The organism is Burkholderia sp. L-4 (assembly GCF_056856535.1).
Window position 1 is genome coordinate 1,060,488 of the sequence record NZ_JBXEOX010000001.1, and the last position, 14,236, is coordinate 1,074,723.

At 65.2% G+C, this 14,236-nt stretch carries 14 protein-coding genes, 3 tRNA genes and 1 pseudogene; 10 read left to right on the plus strand and 8 right to left on the minus strand.

Annotated elements, in window-relative coordinates; genetic code table 11:
* Nucleotides 1–71: 71 nt before the first annotated feature.
* The 4 genes from AC1VVG_RS04945 to AC1VVG_RS04960 all read left to right on the plus strand — a co-directional run bounded on the left by AC1VVG_RS04945 (nucleotide 72) and on the right by AC1VVG_RS04960 (nucleotide 4,368).
* Nucleotides 72–995 (plus strand): YicC/YloC family endoribonuclease, encoded by a 924-nt coding sequence (locus AC1VVG_RS04945; RefSeq protein WP_034187384.1) that lies wholly within the window; start codon nucleotides 72–74, stop codon nucleotides 993–995.
* 6 nt (nucleotides 996–1,001) lie between these two features.
* A complete protein-coding gene (gene gmk, locus AC1VVG_RS04950) occupies nucleotides 1,002–1,676 on the plus strand; it encodes a guanylate kinase (RefSeq protein WP_034187385.1) in 675 nt (224 codons plus the stop codon).
* 58 nt (nucleotides 1,677–1,734) lie between these two features.
* Entirely contained in the window at nucleotides 1,735–1,938 is a 204-nt protein-coding gene (gene rpoZ, locus AC1VVG_RS04955) for a DNA-directed RNA polymerase subunit omega (RefSeq protein ID WP_006025620.1), read from the plus strand.
* A gap of 63 nt (nucleotides 1,939–2,001) precedes the next feature.
* Nucleotides 2,002–4,368 (plus strand): RelA/SpoT family protein, encoded by a 2,367-nt coding sequence (locus AC1VVG_RS04960; protein ID WP_049032098.1) that lies wholly within the window; start codon nucleotides 2,002–2,004, stop codon nucleotides 4,366–4,368.
* A 152-nt stretch (nucleotides 4,369–4,520) separates the two neighbouring features.
* Here AC1VVG_RS04960 and AC1VVG_RS04965 read toward each other — a convergent pair.
* The 3 genes from AC1VVG_RS04965 to AC1VVG_RS04975 form a co-directional block, all read right to left on the minus strand.
* Nucleotides 4,521–4,597, minus strand: a tRNA-Arg gene (locus tag AC1VVG_RS04965).
* Nucleotides 4,598–4,658: 61 nt separating this feature from the next.
* Nucleotides 4,659–4,735, minus strand: a tRNA-Arg gene (locus tag AC1VVG_RS04970).
* 66 nt (nucleotides 4,736–4,801) lie between these two features.
* Nucleotides 4,802–4,878: transfer RNA gene (locus AC1VVG_RS04975), tRNA-Arg, on the minus strand.
* A 128-nt stretch (nucleotides 4,879–5,006) separates the two neighbouring features.
* Between AC1VVG_RS04975 and greB the strand changes: the two genes are divergently transcribed.
* Nucleotides 5,007–5,570, plus strand: a complete 564-nt coding sequence (greB, locus tag AC1VVG_RS04980) for a transcription elongation factor GreB (RefSeq protein ID WP_069706117.1) — start codon at nucleotides 5,007–5,009, stop codon at nucleotides 5,568–5,570.
* Between the two features lie 82 nt (nucleotides 5,571–5,652).
* Here the strand turns inward: greB and AC1VVG_RS04985 are convergent, their stop codons facing one another.
* Together AC1VVG_RS04985 and AC1VVG_RS04990 are read right to left on the minus strand one after the other, a co-directional pair.
* The gene (locus AC1VVG_RS04985; RefSeq protein ID WP_034187388.1) at nucleotides 5,653–6,798 is read right to left on the minus strand and encodes a porin; all 1,146 of its coding nucleotides are present in this window, start codon (nucleotides 6,796–6,798) and stop codon (nucleotides 5,653–5,655) included.
* A gap of 497 nt (nucleotides 6,799–7,295) precedes the next feature.
* Nucleotides 7,296–7,562, minus strand: coding sequence for a hypothetical protein (locus tag AC1VVG_RS04990; protein ID WP_034187389.1), 267 nt, complete (start codon nucleotides 7,560–7,562; stop codon nucleotides 7,296–7,298).
* A gap of 393 nt (nucleotides 7,563–7,955) precedes the next feature.
* Here AC1VVG_RS04990 and AC1VVG_RS04995 point away from each other — a divergent pair, with 393 nt between their 5' ends.
* Nucleotides 7,956–8,159, plus strand: a complete 204-nt coding sequence (locus tag AC1VVG_RS04995; RefSeq protein ID WP_006476615.1) for a cold-shock protein — start codon at nucleotides 7,956–7,958, stop codon at nucleotides 8,157–8,159.
* A 141-nt stretch (nucleotides 8,160–8,300) separates the two neighbouring features.
* Nucleotides 8,301–9,428 carry an exonuclease domain-containing protein gene (locus AC1VVG_RS05000; RefSeq protein WP_034187390.1) on the plus strand — a complete coding sequence of 376 codons (1,128 nt, stop codon included), beginning with the start codon at nucleotides 8,301–8,303 and terminating at the stop codon, nucleotides 9,426–9,428.
* 24 nt (nucleotides 9,429–9,452) lie between these two features.
* On the opposite strand, the gene AC1VVG_RS05005 is transcribed toward AC1VVG_RS05000, so the two are convergent.
* Both AC1VVG_RS05005 and AC1VVG_RS05010 read right to left on the minus strand, forming a co-directional pair.
* Nucleotides 9,453–10,046 (minus strand): chorismate mutase, encoded by a 594-nt coding sequence (locus AC1VVG_RS05005; protein ID WP_034187391.1) that lies wholly within the window; start codon nucleotides 10,044–10,046, stop codon nucleotides 9,453–9,455.
* 223 nt (nucleotides 10,047–10,269) lie between these two features.
* Nucleotides 10,270–10,416 (minus strand): hypothetical protein, encoded by a 147-nt coding sequence (locus AC1VVG_RS05010; RefSeq protein ID WP_009690993.1) that lies wholly within the window; start codon nucleotides 10,414–10,416, stop codon nucleotides 10,270–10,272.
* A gap of 198 nt (nucleotides 10,417–10,614) precedes the next feature.
* Here AC1VVG_RS05010 and AC1VVG_RS05015 point away from each other — a divergent pair, with 198 nt between their 5' ends.
* The 3 genes and pseudogenes from AC1VVG_RS05015 to AC1VVG_RS05025 all read left to right on the plus strand — a co-directional run.
* Nucleotides 10,615–11,004 (plus strand): DUF2946 domain-containing protein, encoded by a 390-nt coding sequence (locus AC1VVG_RS05015; RefSeq protein ID WP_343726912.1) that lies wholly within the window; start codon nucleotides 10,615–10,617, stop codon nucleotides 11,002–11,004.
* A gap of 124 nt (nucleotides 11,005–11,128) precedes the next feature.
* Nucleotides 11,129–13,468 (plus strand): TonB-dependent receptor, encoded by a 2,340-nt coding sequence (locus AC1VVG_RS05020; RefSeq protein WP_482835316.1) that lies wholly within the window; start codon nucleotides 11,129–11,131, stop codon nucleotides 13,466–13,468.
* Between the two features lie 63 nt (nucleotides 13,469–13,531).
* Nucleotides 13,532–13,791, plus strand: a pseudogene (locus AC1VVG_RS05025) (TlpA family protein disulfide reductase); the annotation flags it as partial.
* 79 nt (nucleotides 13,792–13,870) lie between these two features.
* On the opposite strand, the gene AC1VVG_RS05030 reads toward AC1VVG_RS05025, so the two are convergent.
* Entirely contained in the window at nucleotides 13,871–14,125 is a 255-nt protein-coding gene (locus AC1VVG_RS05030; protein WP_034187394.1) for a GlsB/YeaQ/YmgE family stress response membrane protein, read from the minus strand.
* Nucleotides 14,126–14,236: the final 111 nt, after the last annotated feature.

Consider the following 14,236-nt stretch of genomic DNA (forward strand, 5'->3'; position numbering starts at 1 on the left):
CGCGTTTTCCGATGCGCCGGGCGCCTCGACACATCCCCGCCCGCGAGGGCACCCAGACGGCGAGACGAACCATGATCTACAGCATGACGGGCTACGCGAGCGCGACGCGCGAACTCGCGACGGCCACCGGCAACGGCGGCACCAGCGTGTCGGTCGAACTGCGCACCGTGAACTCGCGCTTCCTCGACCTCAATTTCCGGATGCCGGACGACGTGCGCGCGTGCGAGCCCGCGCTGCGCGAAATGCTGATGAACAAGCTGTCGCGCGGCAAGGTCGACGTGCGCATCAACCTGCAACGCGGCGAACAGAGCATCGGCGCGGGCGCGCTGAACCAGTCGGCGCTCGGCCAGCTTGCCGATCTCGAGCGTGCGGTGCTCGATTCGTTCCCGGGCGTCGGCCGCCTGCGCGCGGGCGAGATCCTGCGCTGGCCGGGCGTGCTCGCCGAAAGCGGCGTGTCGGCGGAAGCGATCCGCGACGCGGTGCTCGCGTGCGGCAAGGAAGCGATCGGCGAGCTCGTCGTCGTGCGTTCGCGCGAAGGCGCGCAACTGGCGACGATGCTGCTGTCGAACGTCACCGAGATGGAAGCGATCGTCGCGCGCATCACGCCGCTCGTGCCGGAGCTGATCGCCAAGCATCAGCAGAAGATCGTCGAGCGCCTGCAGGAAGCGCTCGGCCTCGCGGCGCCCGAAGGCGGCGCGACGATCGTCACGCGCGAGGAAGCCGCGGAACGCATCCGTCAGGAAGTGACGATGTACGGGATCCGGATCGACATCGCGGAAGAGCTGTCGCGGCTTACCGCGCACCTGAACGAAACGCGTCATGTGATCGAGAAGGGCGGCCGTGTCGGCAAGCGCCTCGACTTCATGATGCAGGAACTGAATCGCGAAGCGAACACGCTCGGCTCGAAGGCGGCGGCGAAGGAACTGGCCGATGCGTCGATGGCGCTCAAGCTGTTGATCGAGCAGATGCGCGAGCAAGTGCAAAACCTGGAGTAACGCAACATGATCCACCCCACTCACGACACGCATACGCTTCACGCGGGTGTCTACCCCGGCAACCTGTTCATGGTCATTGCGCCGTCGGGCGCCGGCAAGTCGACGCTCGTGAATGCGCTGCTGTCGAAGGACCGCGACATCTGCCTGTCGATCTCGTACACGACGCGCAAGCCGCGCCCGAACGAACAGGACGGCCAGCATTACCACTTCACGACCGTCGAGGATTTCCGCGCGCGTCACGCGGCGCATGAATTCCTCGAGAGCGCGGAAGTGCACGGCAACTATTACGGCACGTCGCGCGTCTGGATCGAAGAGCAGATGAAGAGCGGCCACGACGTGCTGCTCGAGATCGACTGGCAGGGCGCGTTGCAGGTGAAGAAGCAGTTCCGCAACGCGGTCGGCATCTTCATCCTGCCGCCGTCGCTCGATGCGCTCGAGGAGCGGCTGAAGAAGCGCGGCCAGGACGAACCGAACGTGATCACGCGGCGCCTGCTGGCTGCCGGCAGCGAGATCGCGCACGCGTCGGAAGCGGAATACGTGGTGATCAACGAGAATTTCGAGCGTGCGCTCGCGGAGCTCGAATGCATCGTCGCCGCGACGCGCCTGCGCTTTGCTTCGCAGTACGCGCGACACACGGAGCTGTTCATCGAGCTCGGCATCCATCTGCCCCACGCGGAATGACGCGGGGGACGAGGGACATAAGGTAGAATAAGGACTATATTCAGAAGGAATTACCAACATGGCTCGCATTACCGTCGAAGACTGCCTGAAGCAAATCCCGAACCGCTTCGAACTGGCGCTCGCCGCCACCTACCGCGCGCGGCAGCTCGCGCAAGGCCATACGCCGAAGATCGAAAGCCGCGACAAGCCGACCGTCGTCGCGCTGCGCGAAATCGCTGCCGGCCAGGTCGGCGTCGAGATGCTGAAGAAGGTGCCGGTGTAACGCGCATCCGGCCCGTTCCAGCCATGTAATCCACGCGCGCAACGACTCGACCTGGAGGCGAATATGAGCACCACCCCATCGTCCGCCTCCGCGGATTCGACCACCGAAGCCACGGCCCAGTCGCCTGCGCGCCAGTACATCGACGCGGTCCTCGAACAGTCCTTCCGGCATCTGTTCGGGCCGACCGCCACTCCGGAGCAGCCGCGCAAGCACGGTGTCGTTTCGATCGCGAAACTGACCACCGTGCTGGCCGAGTATCTCGCCCCGGACGAAATCAAAGAGGTCAAGGCGGCGTTCCACTTCAGCGACGAAGCCCACCTCGGTCAATATCGCCAGAGCGGCGAGCCCTACATCACCCATCCCGTCGCCGTCGCGGAAATCTGCGCCGGCTGGAAGCTCGACGCGCAGGCCGTGATGGCCGCGCTGCTGCACGACGTGATGGAAGACCAGGGCGTGACCAAGAACGAGCTGGCCGAGCGGTTCGGTCCGAAGGTCGCCGAGCTGGTCGACGGCCTGTCGAAGCTCGACAAGATGGAATTCCGCAGCCGCGAGGAAGCGCAGGCGGAAAACTTCCGCAAGATGCTGCTCGCGATGGCGCGCGACGTGCGCGTCATTCTCGTCAAGCTCGCCGATCGCCTGCACAACATGCGCACGCTCGGCGCGGTGCCGATGGAAAAGCGCCGCCGCGTCGCGCGCGAAACGCTCGACATCTACGCGCCGATTGCCCATCGGCTCGGGTTGAACAACACGTATCGCGAGCTGCAGGACATGAGCTTCGCGAACTTCAACCCGCATCGCTACGCGACGCTCGAGAAAGCCGTGAAGGCCGCGCGCGGCAACCGCCGCGAAGTGATCAGCAAGATCCTCGAGGCCGCGCAGCGCGCGATGGCCGACGCGAAGATCGACGCCGAGATCACCGGCCGCGAGAAAACCATCTACAGCGTCTACCGCAAGATGCGCGACAAGCAGCTGTCGTTCTCGCAGGTGCTCGACGTGTACGGTTTCCGCGTGGTCGTCGACAGTCCGCTCGACTGCTACACGTGCATCGGCGCATTGCATGCGCTGTACAAGCCCGTGCCCGGCAAGTTCAAGGACTACATCGCGATCCCGAAGATCAACGGCTATCAGTCGCTGCACACGACGCTCGTCGGCCCGTTCGGCGCGCCGATCGAGTTCCAGGTGCGCACGCGCAAGATGCACGAGATCGCCGAGGCCGGGGTCGCCGCGCACTGGCTGTACAAGAACGGCAGCGCCGATCTCAGCGACGTGCAGAAGCGCGCGCACCAGTGGCTGAAGTCGCTGCTCGACATCCAGAGCGAAGCCGGCGATTCGAGCGAATTCCTCGAGCACGTGAAGATCGACCTGTTCCCCGACGCGGTCTACGTGTTCACCCCGAAGTCGAAGATCATGGCGCTGCCGCGCGGCGCGACGGCACTCGATTTCGCGTATTCGATCCACAGCGATCTCGGCAACCAGTGCGTGGCCGTGAAGATCAACAACGAGCTGCTGCCGCTGCGCACCGAGCTGAAGAGCGGCGACATCGTCGAGGTGATCACCGCGCCGTATTCGAAGCCGAATCCCGCGTGGCTCGGTTTCGTGCGTACCGGCAAGGCGCGTTCGGCGATCCGCCACTACCTGAAGACGATGCGCCTGAACGAGTCCGTCCAGCTGGGCGAGCGGCTCGTCGACCAGAGCCTGAAGGGTTATGGTCTTGCACTGGCCGACGTCGCGCCGGAAGTGTGGGAGAAGCTCGTGCAGTGGACGGGCAACAAGAGCCGCCAGGAAATTTTCGCGGACATCGGCCTGGGCCGCCGCGTCGCCGCGGTGATGGCCAAGCGCATCGAGGTGCTGATGAGCGGCCGCGACGCGGACGACGATCTGCCGAAGTCCGAACGGCATGCCGCGCACCATGCGCCGCCGGTCGTGATCACCGGCACCGAGGGGATGTCCGTGCAGTTGTCGGCCTGCTGCCGGCCGATTCCGGGCGACGCGATCATGGGTTACATCGGCATCGGCCTGGGGATGGCGATTCATACGACCGATTGCCGTGTCGCGCAGCGTATCCATCGCCGCGATCCGGGCCGCTGGATCGATGTCGAATGGGCGCCGCAGCCGGGCCGCCTGTTCGATGTCGCGGTGAAGGCGCTCGTGAAGAACACGAAGGGCATCTTCGCGCGTGTTGCGGCGGACATCACGTCGGCCGACGCGAACATCGTGCACATCGCGATGGACGAGGATCTGACGCACGAATCGACGGTGCTGCGCTTCGTGATCCAGGTCAGCGACCGTGTGCACCTCGCGAACGTGATGCGGCGCGTGCGCACCAATCCGGACGTGATGCGGATCATGCGCGAGCGTTCGACCGACGACGGAGCGCATGCGCGCCACGACGGCGGCATGCGCATCGAGCGGGAGCGGCAGGATTACTGACGCGCTCGGTGTGCGGGCGATCGATCGACGGACGGCGGCCAATGGCCGCCGTTTTCATGTCGGCAGCGGTATGAACCTGCGGCAACGCGCGCGAGCGAAGAGGGGTGGCGGAAAAGAAAAAAGGGCTTTCCCGAAGGAAAGCCCTTTTAAGGTGGCGCGGCTGGCAGGATTCGAACCCACGACCCCTTGGTTCGTAGCCAAGTACTCTATCCAACTGAGCTACAGCCGCACGCAAAACGGTACTGCTTCAACTGTCGGAACCTTCTGCGATGGGAAGGCCCCCAAAAAAGTGGCGCGGCTGGCAGGATTCGAACCCACGACCCCTTGGTTCGTAGCCAAGTACTCTATCCAACTGAGCTACAGCCGCACGCAAAACAAAACTTCTACTGCTTCGAACTGAAAGGGCCTTCGGTTGGGAAGGCCCTCGAAAAAGTGGCGCGGCTGGCAGGATTCGAACCCACGACCCCTTGGTTCGTAGCCAAGTACTCTATCCAACTGAGCTACAGCCGCACGCAGAAGCGAAATTATAGCAGGGTTGTATAAAAAGGGAAGCCTTATTCGCGAATTAGGCGGCATGGCCTTCGCGGCGGCCCTTCGTGTACCCTTGGAGCATCAGTCATCCACGTTGAACCCGCATCATGAACAAGGCGTTTGTCAAAGAGTCGGACGGTGACGACGACGATCTCGACCAGGCTCAACCCGCGATTCCGGCGGGGGCGAAGAACTACATCACGCCGGCCGGCCACAAGCGGCTGAGGGACGAGCTGCTGAACCTGATCGACGTCGAGCGCCCCGAGGTCGTGCGGCTCGTGTCGTGGGCCGCGTCGAACGGCGACCGGTCGGAGAACGGCGACTACATCTACGGCAAGCGGCGGCTGCGCGAGATCGATCGCCGCATTCGCTTCCTGACGAAGCGGCTCGACCTCGCCGAAGTCGTCGACGCGAGCCGGCAGGAGAATGTCGACCAGGTGTTCTTCGGCGCAACGGTCGATTACGAGACGCCGGATGGCGTGGATCACACGATCACGATCGTCGGGATCGACGAGGTCGATCTCGACCATGGCTGCGTCAGCTGGATCTCGCCGGTCGCACGTGCGCTGATCAAGGCGAAGATCGGCGATACCGTCACGCTGATGACGCCGGCCGGCCCGCAGCCGATCGACATACTCGACGTCCGCTATCCGGCGCGGGGCACCGCCTGAGCCACGGCCCGCGCGCACGGCGCGGCAACGAAAAAGCGCCCCGGCGGGGCGCTTCGTCATCCGGCTTGCGGGCGGGTTTCGCTCAGAAGCGGTGGCGCATGCCGGCCGTGACCGCGATCTGCTTGTTGGTCGAGGATGCGGCGCCGAGCCCGTTGATGTTGGCACCGAGGTCGAGGCCGTCGTTGTTGACCTTCTGGAACTCACCCTGCAGATAGACGTCGGTGCGCTTCGACAGCGCATAGTCGGCCTGCAGGTTGAACTGGTGCCAGGTCGGCTTGTCGCCGGCCAGGCGGCCCTGCGTGTACGTGTACGAGCCGGCGAGCGACAGGGCCGGCGTCAACGCGTAACGGCCGTTGACTTCATAGTTGCTGAAGCGCGCGGTGCCGCCGAGGCCCGTGATGCCGCCGGACACGCCGGATTGCCCCGCGCTGATCGCGCGAATGCCGGTCAGGCGCGTCTGCGTGAACACGAAGCCGACCGTGGCGGGGCCGAAGCCGTAATTCAGGCCGGCCCCCCAGGTGCGCTGCACGCGCGACGCGAAGGTCCAGTCGCCGGTCACCGCGCCCGGATCGGATGCGGCCTGCGCGAGCGCGTTCACGTCGCTGTTCAGCTGCAAGTAGGCCGCGGCGAAGTTGAACCCCAGGTAGCTGTACGACACGCCGCCGCTATACGCGCGGTTGTTCGCGAACGCCGTCGAGTTCGAGAACCCGTACAACGCGCCGAACTTGAGGCCGCCGTAGTTCGCGCTCTGGTACTTGACCGAATTGTTGATCCGGAACGAATTGTTCAGGTTGTCGTTGTCGAACGGGTGCGCGAACTGCGTGCCGCCATATTGCGTGCCGGTCAGCGACAGCGGCCCGAGGTAGTCGACGACGCTGTCGTATTGCCGGCCCAGTGTCAGCGAACCGTAGCTGTCGTGCGCGAGGCCGACGAACGCTTGCCGGCCGAACTCGCGGCCGTTCTGCTTCAGCGCGCCGTTGTTGATGCCGAAACCGTTTTCCAGCGTGAAGATCGCTTTCAGGCCGCCGCCGAGATCCTCGGTGCCGCGCAAGCCCCACCGGCTGCCGTTGACCGAGCCGCTCGTTTCCTGCCAGGCGCTGTGACCGCCCTGATTGTTCGTGTAGGTGATGCCGGCGTCGATCAGGCCGTATAGCGTCACGCTGCTTTGTGCGTGTGCGGCGGTAACGAATACACCCGACAACGCGGTGACGATCAGGGTTTTTTTCATGGATCTGTCTCCAAACAGGATGATGTCGATCGAACCTGCTGCCGGACCGGGCTGATGTGCGTGACGCTGTGACCGGCAGAGCGGCGGTGCGCTTGTCAGAAAGCCATCTGCAGTGTACGGAGTGCGTGAAGCGGAGGAGGGTGACGCTTTAAGCAATAATGTATTTTGGAATCCGCAAAGATCGTGGGATGCGCGTAAACGGTTGCACATCAAGGGTTTGCGGCGGTGCAGCGAAGAAAAATGGCGTTCAGGACTCCGTAACGGGCGTTGCGCGATCGCGACACCTGGTCAGCGGCCGGCGAGGGAGGCCGTAGCGCGATTATTGACACATCGGCAATAGAGGTTTGTGTGGAGCATGGCTAATGAAAGGTTGTTCTCTCGCTATACTGCGATCTCTGCTTTCCGAAGCAGACTTTTTCGTTGACGGAAAAGATCTCCAAACCTTTGTCGGCGCGACTTCCCAGTCGCGCTTTTTTTTTGCCCGGCCGGTCCGTGCGCTACTGCGCGTACGAGCGCCGCTTGCGCTTGGGCGCAGGCGCGGCTTCCTCGGCATCGGTCGGCGGCGGTGTATAGGTCCAGTCTTCCATCACGTAGTGACGGGCATCCAGTGGCGAGGCGAGCAGGTTCTGCCAGTGGTCGCCGTGCCAGGTCGTATCGAATTCGGTGTCGCACGGCGCTTCGCGCGCGGACTCGGCCAGGGCGCGGGACTTGCGGCGTACGCGTCCGAGCCGGCTCGCGAAGCGCTTGATTCCGTCCAGCCACATGACCCTCTCCTTCCTGTCGGCGTGGTGTCAGCATCTCAACGTCCCCGGATTTTCGCAACCCGGAAAAAACCCGAGGGATTTACCGAGCTGATTTGTCCCCGGTAGGAATTTCATCGTCGGGATTATCGCCGATCCGTTCCCGGTAATATTGACAGGTTTTTGATGCGAATCAATTAATCAAAGGCGGTGGTGTACCGATTCCAGTGGTATTAGCGCTTTTTCGATAAAACTAACGTCAAAAATCTTCTTGACGCGCCCGGATTGTCCAATTTATAAAGTCAGCACTCCGTCCTCGGGCGGCGTGCTGGTGCGGGTGCTGGCGCAATGTTTCGGGATTTCGGGAAACGGCTATAAAAATAGCTTTTTTGATCTAATCGAGTGGGGAACGAAGACATGGATACCGGTATCGTGAAATGGTTTAACGATGCTAAAGGTTTTGGTTTTATTACGTCGGACAATGGTGGTGAAGATTTGTTTGCGCACTTTTCCGAAATCCGGATGGACGGCTTCAAGACGCTGAAGGAAAACCAGCGTGTTTCGTTCGACGTCAAAGTCGGGCCGAAAGGCAAGCAGGCAGCGAATATCCAGGCGGTCTGACGCGCCACGCATTGCCGATCACGTCCGGCCCCCGCATCGCGGGGGCTTTTTGTTTTCCGGGGACGAATCGCTTCGGTCCGCGCTGGCCGTGGCCATGCTTGCCGGTGCATACTCACGGAAGCATCGTTTTCCTGTCTTTTCATGTCTGATTCTCGTCCGTCCGATCCCGCCAGCGAACAACCGCTCGTCTTCGTCGACCTCGAAACCACCGGCGGCTCGCCCGCCGAGCACCGCATCACCGAAATCGGCGTGGTCGAAATCGGTCCGCTTGGCGTGTCGACGTGGACGAGCCTCGTCAATCCCGAGCAGGCGATTCCGCCGTTCATCCAGCAACTGACGGGCATTTCGGATGCGATGGTGCGCGACGCGCCGTCGTTCGCGTCGCTCGCGCCGGCGCTGTTCGAGCGGCTCGACGGCAAGCTGTTCGTCGCGCACAACGCGAGTTTCGATCGCGGTTTCCTGCGCGCCGAATTCGAGCGCGCCGGCTTGGCGTTCAATCCCGATGTGCTGTGTACGGTCCGGCTGTCGCGCGCGCTGTTCCCGCGCGAATCGCGGCACGGGCTCGACGCGTTGATCGAGCGGCACGGTCTCGTTCCGGCTGCGCGCCACCGCGCGCTGGCGGATGCCGATCTGCTGTGGCAGTTCTGGCGCCAGTTGCACGACATCGTGCCGCTCGAGCGGTTGCGCGACCAGATCGCGCGCACGACGCGCCACTTCCGCCTGGGCGGCGATCTGACCGAGGCGTGGCTCGACACCGCGCCTGCCGGCTGCGGCGCCTATGCGTTGTTCGGGGAGGGCGACGCGCCGCTGTATGTGGGCCGAAGCGTGAGGGTGCGGCAGCGGCTGCGCGCGCTGCTGACCGGCGAGCGCCGTTCGTCGAAGGAGATGCGGCTGGCCCAGCAGGTGCGGCGCGTCGAATGGCGCGAGACCGGCAACGAACTGGGCGCGATGCTGGCGGAAGCGCAATGGATCGCCCAACTGCGGCCGTCGTACAACCGGCGCCCCGCGGCCGATGGCGTGCGTGGCGGCAATGCGCACTGGCCGTTCGACGGCGCCGTTGCGTTCGAGGCGAACGGCGAGCGCCGCCTGTTGCATGTGATCGACGGCTGGCGCTACCTCGGCACGGCCGAATCGCTCGATGCGGCCGCGCGGCTCGCCGCCGAGGCGGCGGACGGCACGTTCGAACCCTTTACCCATCGCCTGCTGCAGACGCATCTCGCGCGCGGGCTGCAACTGATTCCGCTCGCCGCGCTCACGCCGGCAGGTTGAGGGAGGCGCGCGGCGCCGGCCGCGTCAGCCGATCGCGCTGGCGCCGCCGGCCGAGCAGACGTGTGACAGCGCGGTGTCGAGTGCCTGTGTCTGCTTCGAATCGTAGCGCGTCAGCGTTTTCCAGTTCGTGATGCTGCGCGCGAGGCGTGCCTGGCAATCGGGCGCATTGCGCAGCGGCGCGACCTGCGCGAGGCCCGCGAGCATTTTCTGCGTCAGCTGGTCGAGCGCCGGGCGCGTGCTGGTCGCGAGGTCGGGCGGTGTGCCTTCGGGCGGCCGCGTCGTGCGCCAGGTCGCGAACAGTGCGTTCTGCACGTCCTTGCTCGCGGTGATCTGGTCCTCGAAGAACGTCCGTGCGAATGCCGGATCGACGCCGGCTTGCGTCGCGCGCTTTTCGACCGACGCAAGCAGGGCTGCTTCGCGCGGCGGGTCCTCGATCGCCTTCTGATTCGCCCACTTCCACCGCGCGACCGGTTCGGCGAGCGCGAGGCGTTGCGACGCGAGTGCGACGAGGTTGGTGAGCGCGGTGTCGTCGCCGTCGGCGCGGGCAATGTGAGGCGACGAAAAGAGGGCGACACCGAGCGCGGCGACAGCGACGCTGGCACGAATGGCTTGCTTCATCGGAATGATGGGAGGAGCCGGGCGGACCGGAGGTGGAAAACCAGAAGGATAGACGAAGACAGTCGCGCGGCGTAGCGACGCGACAGAAGAATCAGCAGGCGAGCTGATCCGGCACCGTCAGGCTGTTGCGGCCCGGGTGCGAGGCGAATGGCGCGCGATGCGCAGTGATGAACCGCACGATAGCGATGATCGACACGTGGCGGTTACAGAACCGGACAGGCGTTCACTTCGGCGAGTACAGCTTGTGCTGCTCGTCGAAGAATGCCCGCACGTGCTCGGGCAATTCGGCGAGGAATTCCACGCCGACGGGTTCCGGATCCGGGCTCATCACTTGCTCGGGCGGTGGCATGCGAGTGGGTCTTTCGTCCATGGTCATTTCTCCAGCAGGTTCGATGATTATCAACCTCGTGCTTGGATTTATGCCAGTGGCGAATCGTTAGATTTTGTCTCTGTTGTATTAACGGCACATGCGCTGCGGCGCGAGGTGTGATGGCCGCTATTGCCTCCTGCGCATTCAGCAACAATCGGGTCGCTTGTTATACTTGCGCGCACTTTTTCCTGGACCGCGATGAGACGAACGACGCGATGGATCGGCCTCGTATGGCTGGCGCTGGTACTGAACGTACTGTCGCCCGTCGTCGGCTACGCGCGTCTTGCGTCGAGTGGGTCGGGCGCGCTCACGCTCGAGTTGTGCAGTGCAGCGGGCGCGCGCCAGGTCGTGCTCGCCCAAGCGGTCGACGACCGCGACACGTCGTCGTTCGACCATGCCGGCGTGCCGCACTGCGTGTACTGCCCGGGCTTCGCGGCGAATCTTGCGCTCGGCACGCGCCTGCCCGACATGCCGGGCTTCGTGCGGACGTTCGCGTATCGCGTGGCCGCGCCGGCCGTTCCCGATTTTCCCCGCAAGCGCATTCGTCTCGCGCAGCCGCGGGCCCCGCCTGAAAACGTCCCGATCTGATTGATGTCGTGCGCGCCCCGGCGGCGCGCGTGCCGTCCGCGGCCCGGTCCGCGCGCCGCGTCGTGCGTGCGCGGCGCGCGCGCGTGCCCGGCGGTGTCCGATCACGTTTTCAGGAATTCACTTCATGTCGTTTACCCACGTCGCGCGGTTGCCGCGCGGCCGGCTCGCGCTCGCATGCGCGGCCGCTTTTGCGTGGCCCGCCGCGCACGCCGCATCGGCGGTCGATGCCCCCGCCGATGCGGTCCCCGGCGGTGTCGGGCGCCCGGCCAGCGCCGCCGTGCCGCCGGCACCGGCCGGCGACACGCTGACCGCCGTCAGCGTGACCGCCCAGCGGCAGCCGGTCGATCCGGATACGCCGGCCGTCGTCACGTCGATCACGCGCGAGCAGATCGAGTCGCATACCAACGTCACCACCGAGGACGCGCTGAAGTACGCGCCGAACCTGATGGTCCGCAAGCGCTATATCGGCGACCGCAACAGCGTGTTCGCGGGCCGCGACTTCAACGAGCTGCAGAGCGCGCGCGGCCTCGTGTACGCGGACGGCGTGCTGCTGTCGAACCTGCTCGGGTCGAGTTATGCGTACCCGCCGCGCTGGTCGCTGATTCCGCCTGACGACATCGCGCGCGTCGACGTGCTCTACGGCCCCTTTTCCGCGCTGTATCCCGGCAACGCGATCGGCTCGACGGTGCTGCTCACGACGCGGCGCCCGGACAAGCTCGAGGCATCGCTGTCGACGCAATTCTTCACGCAGCGCTATCACGACGGCTACGGATTCGCGGACAGCTTCGGCGGCAATCATCAGACCGCGCGGATCGCCGACCGCGTCGGCCGGTTCTGGTTCGCGCTGTCGCTCGACCGGCTCGAGAACAACGGTCAGCCGATGCAGTATGCGAGTCCCAATTCGGCCTACACCCCGAAGCTGGGCGCCGCCGTACCCGTCACGGGTGCCGCGACCGACATCGGGCCGAACGGCAAGCCGCGGACGATCGTCGGCGCGCAGACGATCGAGCGGACCGAGCAGCTCAACGAGACGGTCCGGATGGGCTACGCGTTCACCGACCGCGTCGATGCGACGCTCACGCTCGGGCATTGGGAGAACCATTACCGGCAGCACGGCGAAACCTTCCTGCGCGACGCGGCCGGCAACCCGGTCTACGGCGGCAACGTGTCGATCGGCGGCCGGAACATGACCGTTGCGCCGAACGCGTTCGCGCCGCAACGCGGCGACCAGGAGAACTGGCTGTACGCGCTGGGCCTGAACGGCCGGCTCGATTCGGGCTGGCGGCTGTCGGGCGTCGTGTCCGCGTACGACGTGTCGCGCGACGTGCTGCGCGCGGCCTCGACCGTGCAGGGCGGGGCGGGCACGCTGTTCCAGGGCGACGGCACCGGCTGGCGCACGCTCGACCTGAAGGCCGAGGCGCCGGCAGTGAATGGCCACACGTTCACGTTCGGTTACCACTACGACAACTACTTCCTGCGCAACGTCACGTACAACACGGCCGACTGGCTGGCCGGGCCGACCACGTCGCTCGCGAGCGTCTATCGCGGCGACACGCGCACGCAGGCGCTGTTCGGGCAGGATGCGTGGCGCTTCGCGCCGGGCTGGCTCGCGACGCTCGGGTTGCGCTACGAGCGCTGGGATGCTTACGGCGGCGCGCTCGGCAACGCGGGCGGCACGCTCGGTTATGCGGATCGCGGCGCGAACGCGCTGTCGCCGAAGGTTGCGCTGCAATGGGACGCGACGGACGTGTGGCGCTTCCGGCTGTCGTTCGCGACCGGCACGCGGTTCCCGACCGTCGGCGAGCTGTTCCAGGGCACGATCTCGAACAATGCGATCGTCAACAACAACCCGAACCTGCGGCCGGAAAAGGCGATCGACTGGGACTTCACGGCCGAGCGCGACGTCGGTGTCGGCGTCGTGCGCGCGAGCGTGTTCCAGAGCGACCTGCGCGATTCGATCTACAGCCAGACGACCGTGTCGGGCGCGACGACCGTCACCAACGTCTCGAACGTCGACCGCGTGCGCGTACGCGGCATCGAGCTCGCGTTCAGCGGCGAAAACGTCGGGCTGAGGGGGCTCGCGATCGACGCGAACGTATCGGCCAGTAATGCGCAGATCCTCGCCGATGCCGCGAATCCTGCCTACGTCGGCTCGCGCTTCCCGCGCATTCCGCGCATGCGCGCGAACCTGCTGGCGTCCTATCGCTTCGACGAGCACTGGCTCGCGAGCGTCGGCGTGCGCTACTCGGGCCGCCAGTTCAACACGCTCGACAACAGCGATGTGAATCCGGACGTGTACGGCGGCACGAGCTCGTTTACGGTCGTCGACCTGAAGGCGCGCTATCGCCTCGATCGTCACTGGACCGCATCGCTCGGCATCGACAACCTGACGGATCGCCGCTACTACGTGTTCCATCCGTATCCGGGCCGTACCTTCTACGGAGAACTGAAATGGTCGCTGTGAAGTCGTTCGCGGCGTTGTCTCCGGCGGGTGCGACGTGTTCCATTCGCGCATCGGGTCGCATGACAGCGCCTTCATCCGGACGGGTAGCTCGCGATGGTCGTGATGGATGCGTACGACGACAACGGTGCGGCGCTCGCGTAAGCGCTCGCGCGATATGCGCACGCGGAACCGGTGCCCGAGCGTTTGCGCGCGGCACTGGATGCGGGATGGCGGGGGACATGCCGCGCACCGTGTGGATCGGGCGCGATCGTGCACGCGAAGCGCGCAGCGGGGTGTTGACGACCGACGTGCTCGACGGCGAGTTGCAGCACGCGAAGCGGTGATCGAACGGGCGGCGCGCGGCAAACGGGCCGCGCGCCGGCCTGATGCGAAAACGCGCCCGAAGGCGCGTGGAGAGAAGCGTCAGGCCGCTCGTTTGAATAGCCGGATCACGAACAGCAGGATCACCGCACCGACGACCGCGACGATCACCGAGCCGATGAAGCCGCTGCCGACGCTGATGCCGAGTACCCCGGCGAGCCAGCCGCCGATCACCGCGCCGACGATCCCGACGATGATGTCGACGATCAGTCCGAAGCCGCCGCCTTTCACGAGCAGCCCGGCAAGCCAGCCGGCGATCGCGCCGATGATGAGCCACATAATCAAGCCATGAGTCATGGTGGTCCTCTCCTTGGGTTGAGTCGAAATGACCGGGCAACGGCTGTCGTGTGCCGCAAGCTGGATGAAAGCGGCATGCGACCCGCCGCGCCGCCCACGCAATGTAACGCG

Coding starts and splice junctions, on each gene's coding strand:
- AC1VVG_RS04945 (WP_034187384.1), top strand. CDS start 72: ATGATCTACAGCATGACGGGCTACGCGAGCGCGACGCGCGAACTCGCG.
- gmk (WP_034187385.1), top strand. CDS start 1,002: ATGATCCACCCCACTCACGACACGCATACGCTTCACGCGGGTGTCTAC.
- AC1VVG_RS04990 (WP_034187389.1), bottom strand. CDS start 7,562: ATGTGGCTGGACGGAATCAAGCGCTTCGCGAGCCGGCTCGGACGCGTA.
- greB (WP_069706117.1), top strand. CDS start 5,007: ATGAACAAGGCGTTTGTCAAAGAGTCGGACGGTGACGACGACGATCTC.
- AC1VVG_RS05015 (WP_343726912.1), top strand. CDS start 10,615: ATGAGACGAACGACGCGATGGATCGGCCTCGTATGGCTGGCGCTGGTA.
- rpoZ (WP_006025620.1), top strand. CDS start 1,735: ATGGCTCGCATTACCGTCGAAGACTGCCTGAAGCAAATCCCGAACCGC.
- AC1VVG_RS05000 (WP_034187390.1), top strand. CDS start 8,301: ATGTCTGATTCTCGTCCGTCCGATCCCGCCAGCGAACAACCGCTCGTC.
- AC1VVG_RS04985 (WP_034187388.1), bottom strand. CDS start 6,798: ATGAAAAAAACCCTGATCGTCACCGCGTTGTCGGGTGTATTCGTTACC.
- AC1VVG_RS05030 (WP_034187394.1), bottom strand. CDS start 14,125: ATGACTCATGGCTTGATTATGTGGCTCATCATCGGCGCGATCGCCGGC.
- AC1VVG_RS04995 (WP_006476615.1), top strand. CDS start 7,956: ATGGATACCGGTATCGTGAAATGGTTTAACGATGCTAAAGGTTTTGGT.
- AC1VVG_RS05005 (WP_034187391.1), bottom strand. CDS start 10,046: ATGAAGCAAGCCATTCGTGCCAGCGTCGCTGTCGCCGCGCTCGGTGTC.
- AC1VVG_RS04960 (WP_049032098.1), top strand. CDS start 2,002: ATGAGCACCACCCCATCGTCCGCCTCCGCGGATTCGACCACCGAAGCC.
- AC1VVG_RS05020 (WP_482835316.1), top strand. CDS start 11,129: ATGTCGTTTACCCACGTCGCGCGGTTGCCGCGCGGCCGGCTCGCGCTC.
- AC1VVG_RS05010 (WP_009690993.1), bottom strand. CDS start 10,416: ATGGACGAAAGACCCACTCGCATGCCACCGCCCGAGCAAGTGATGAGC.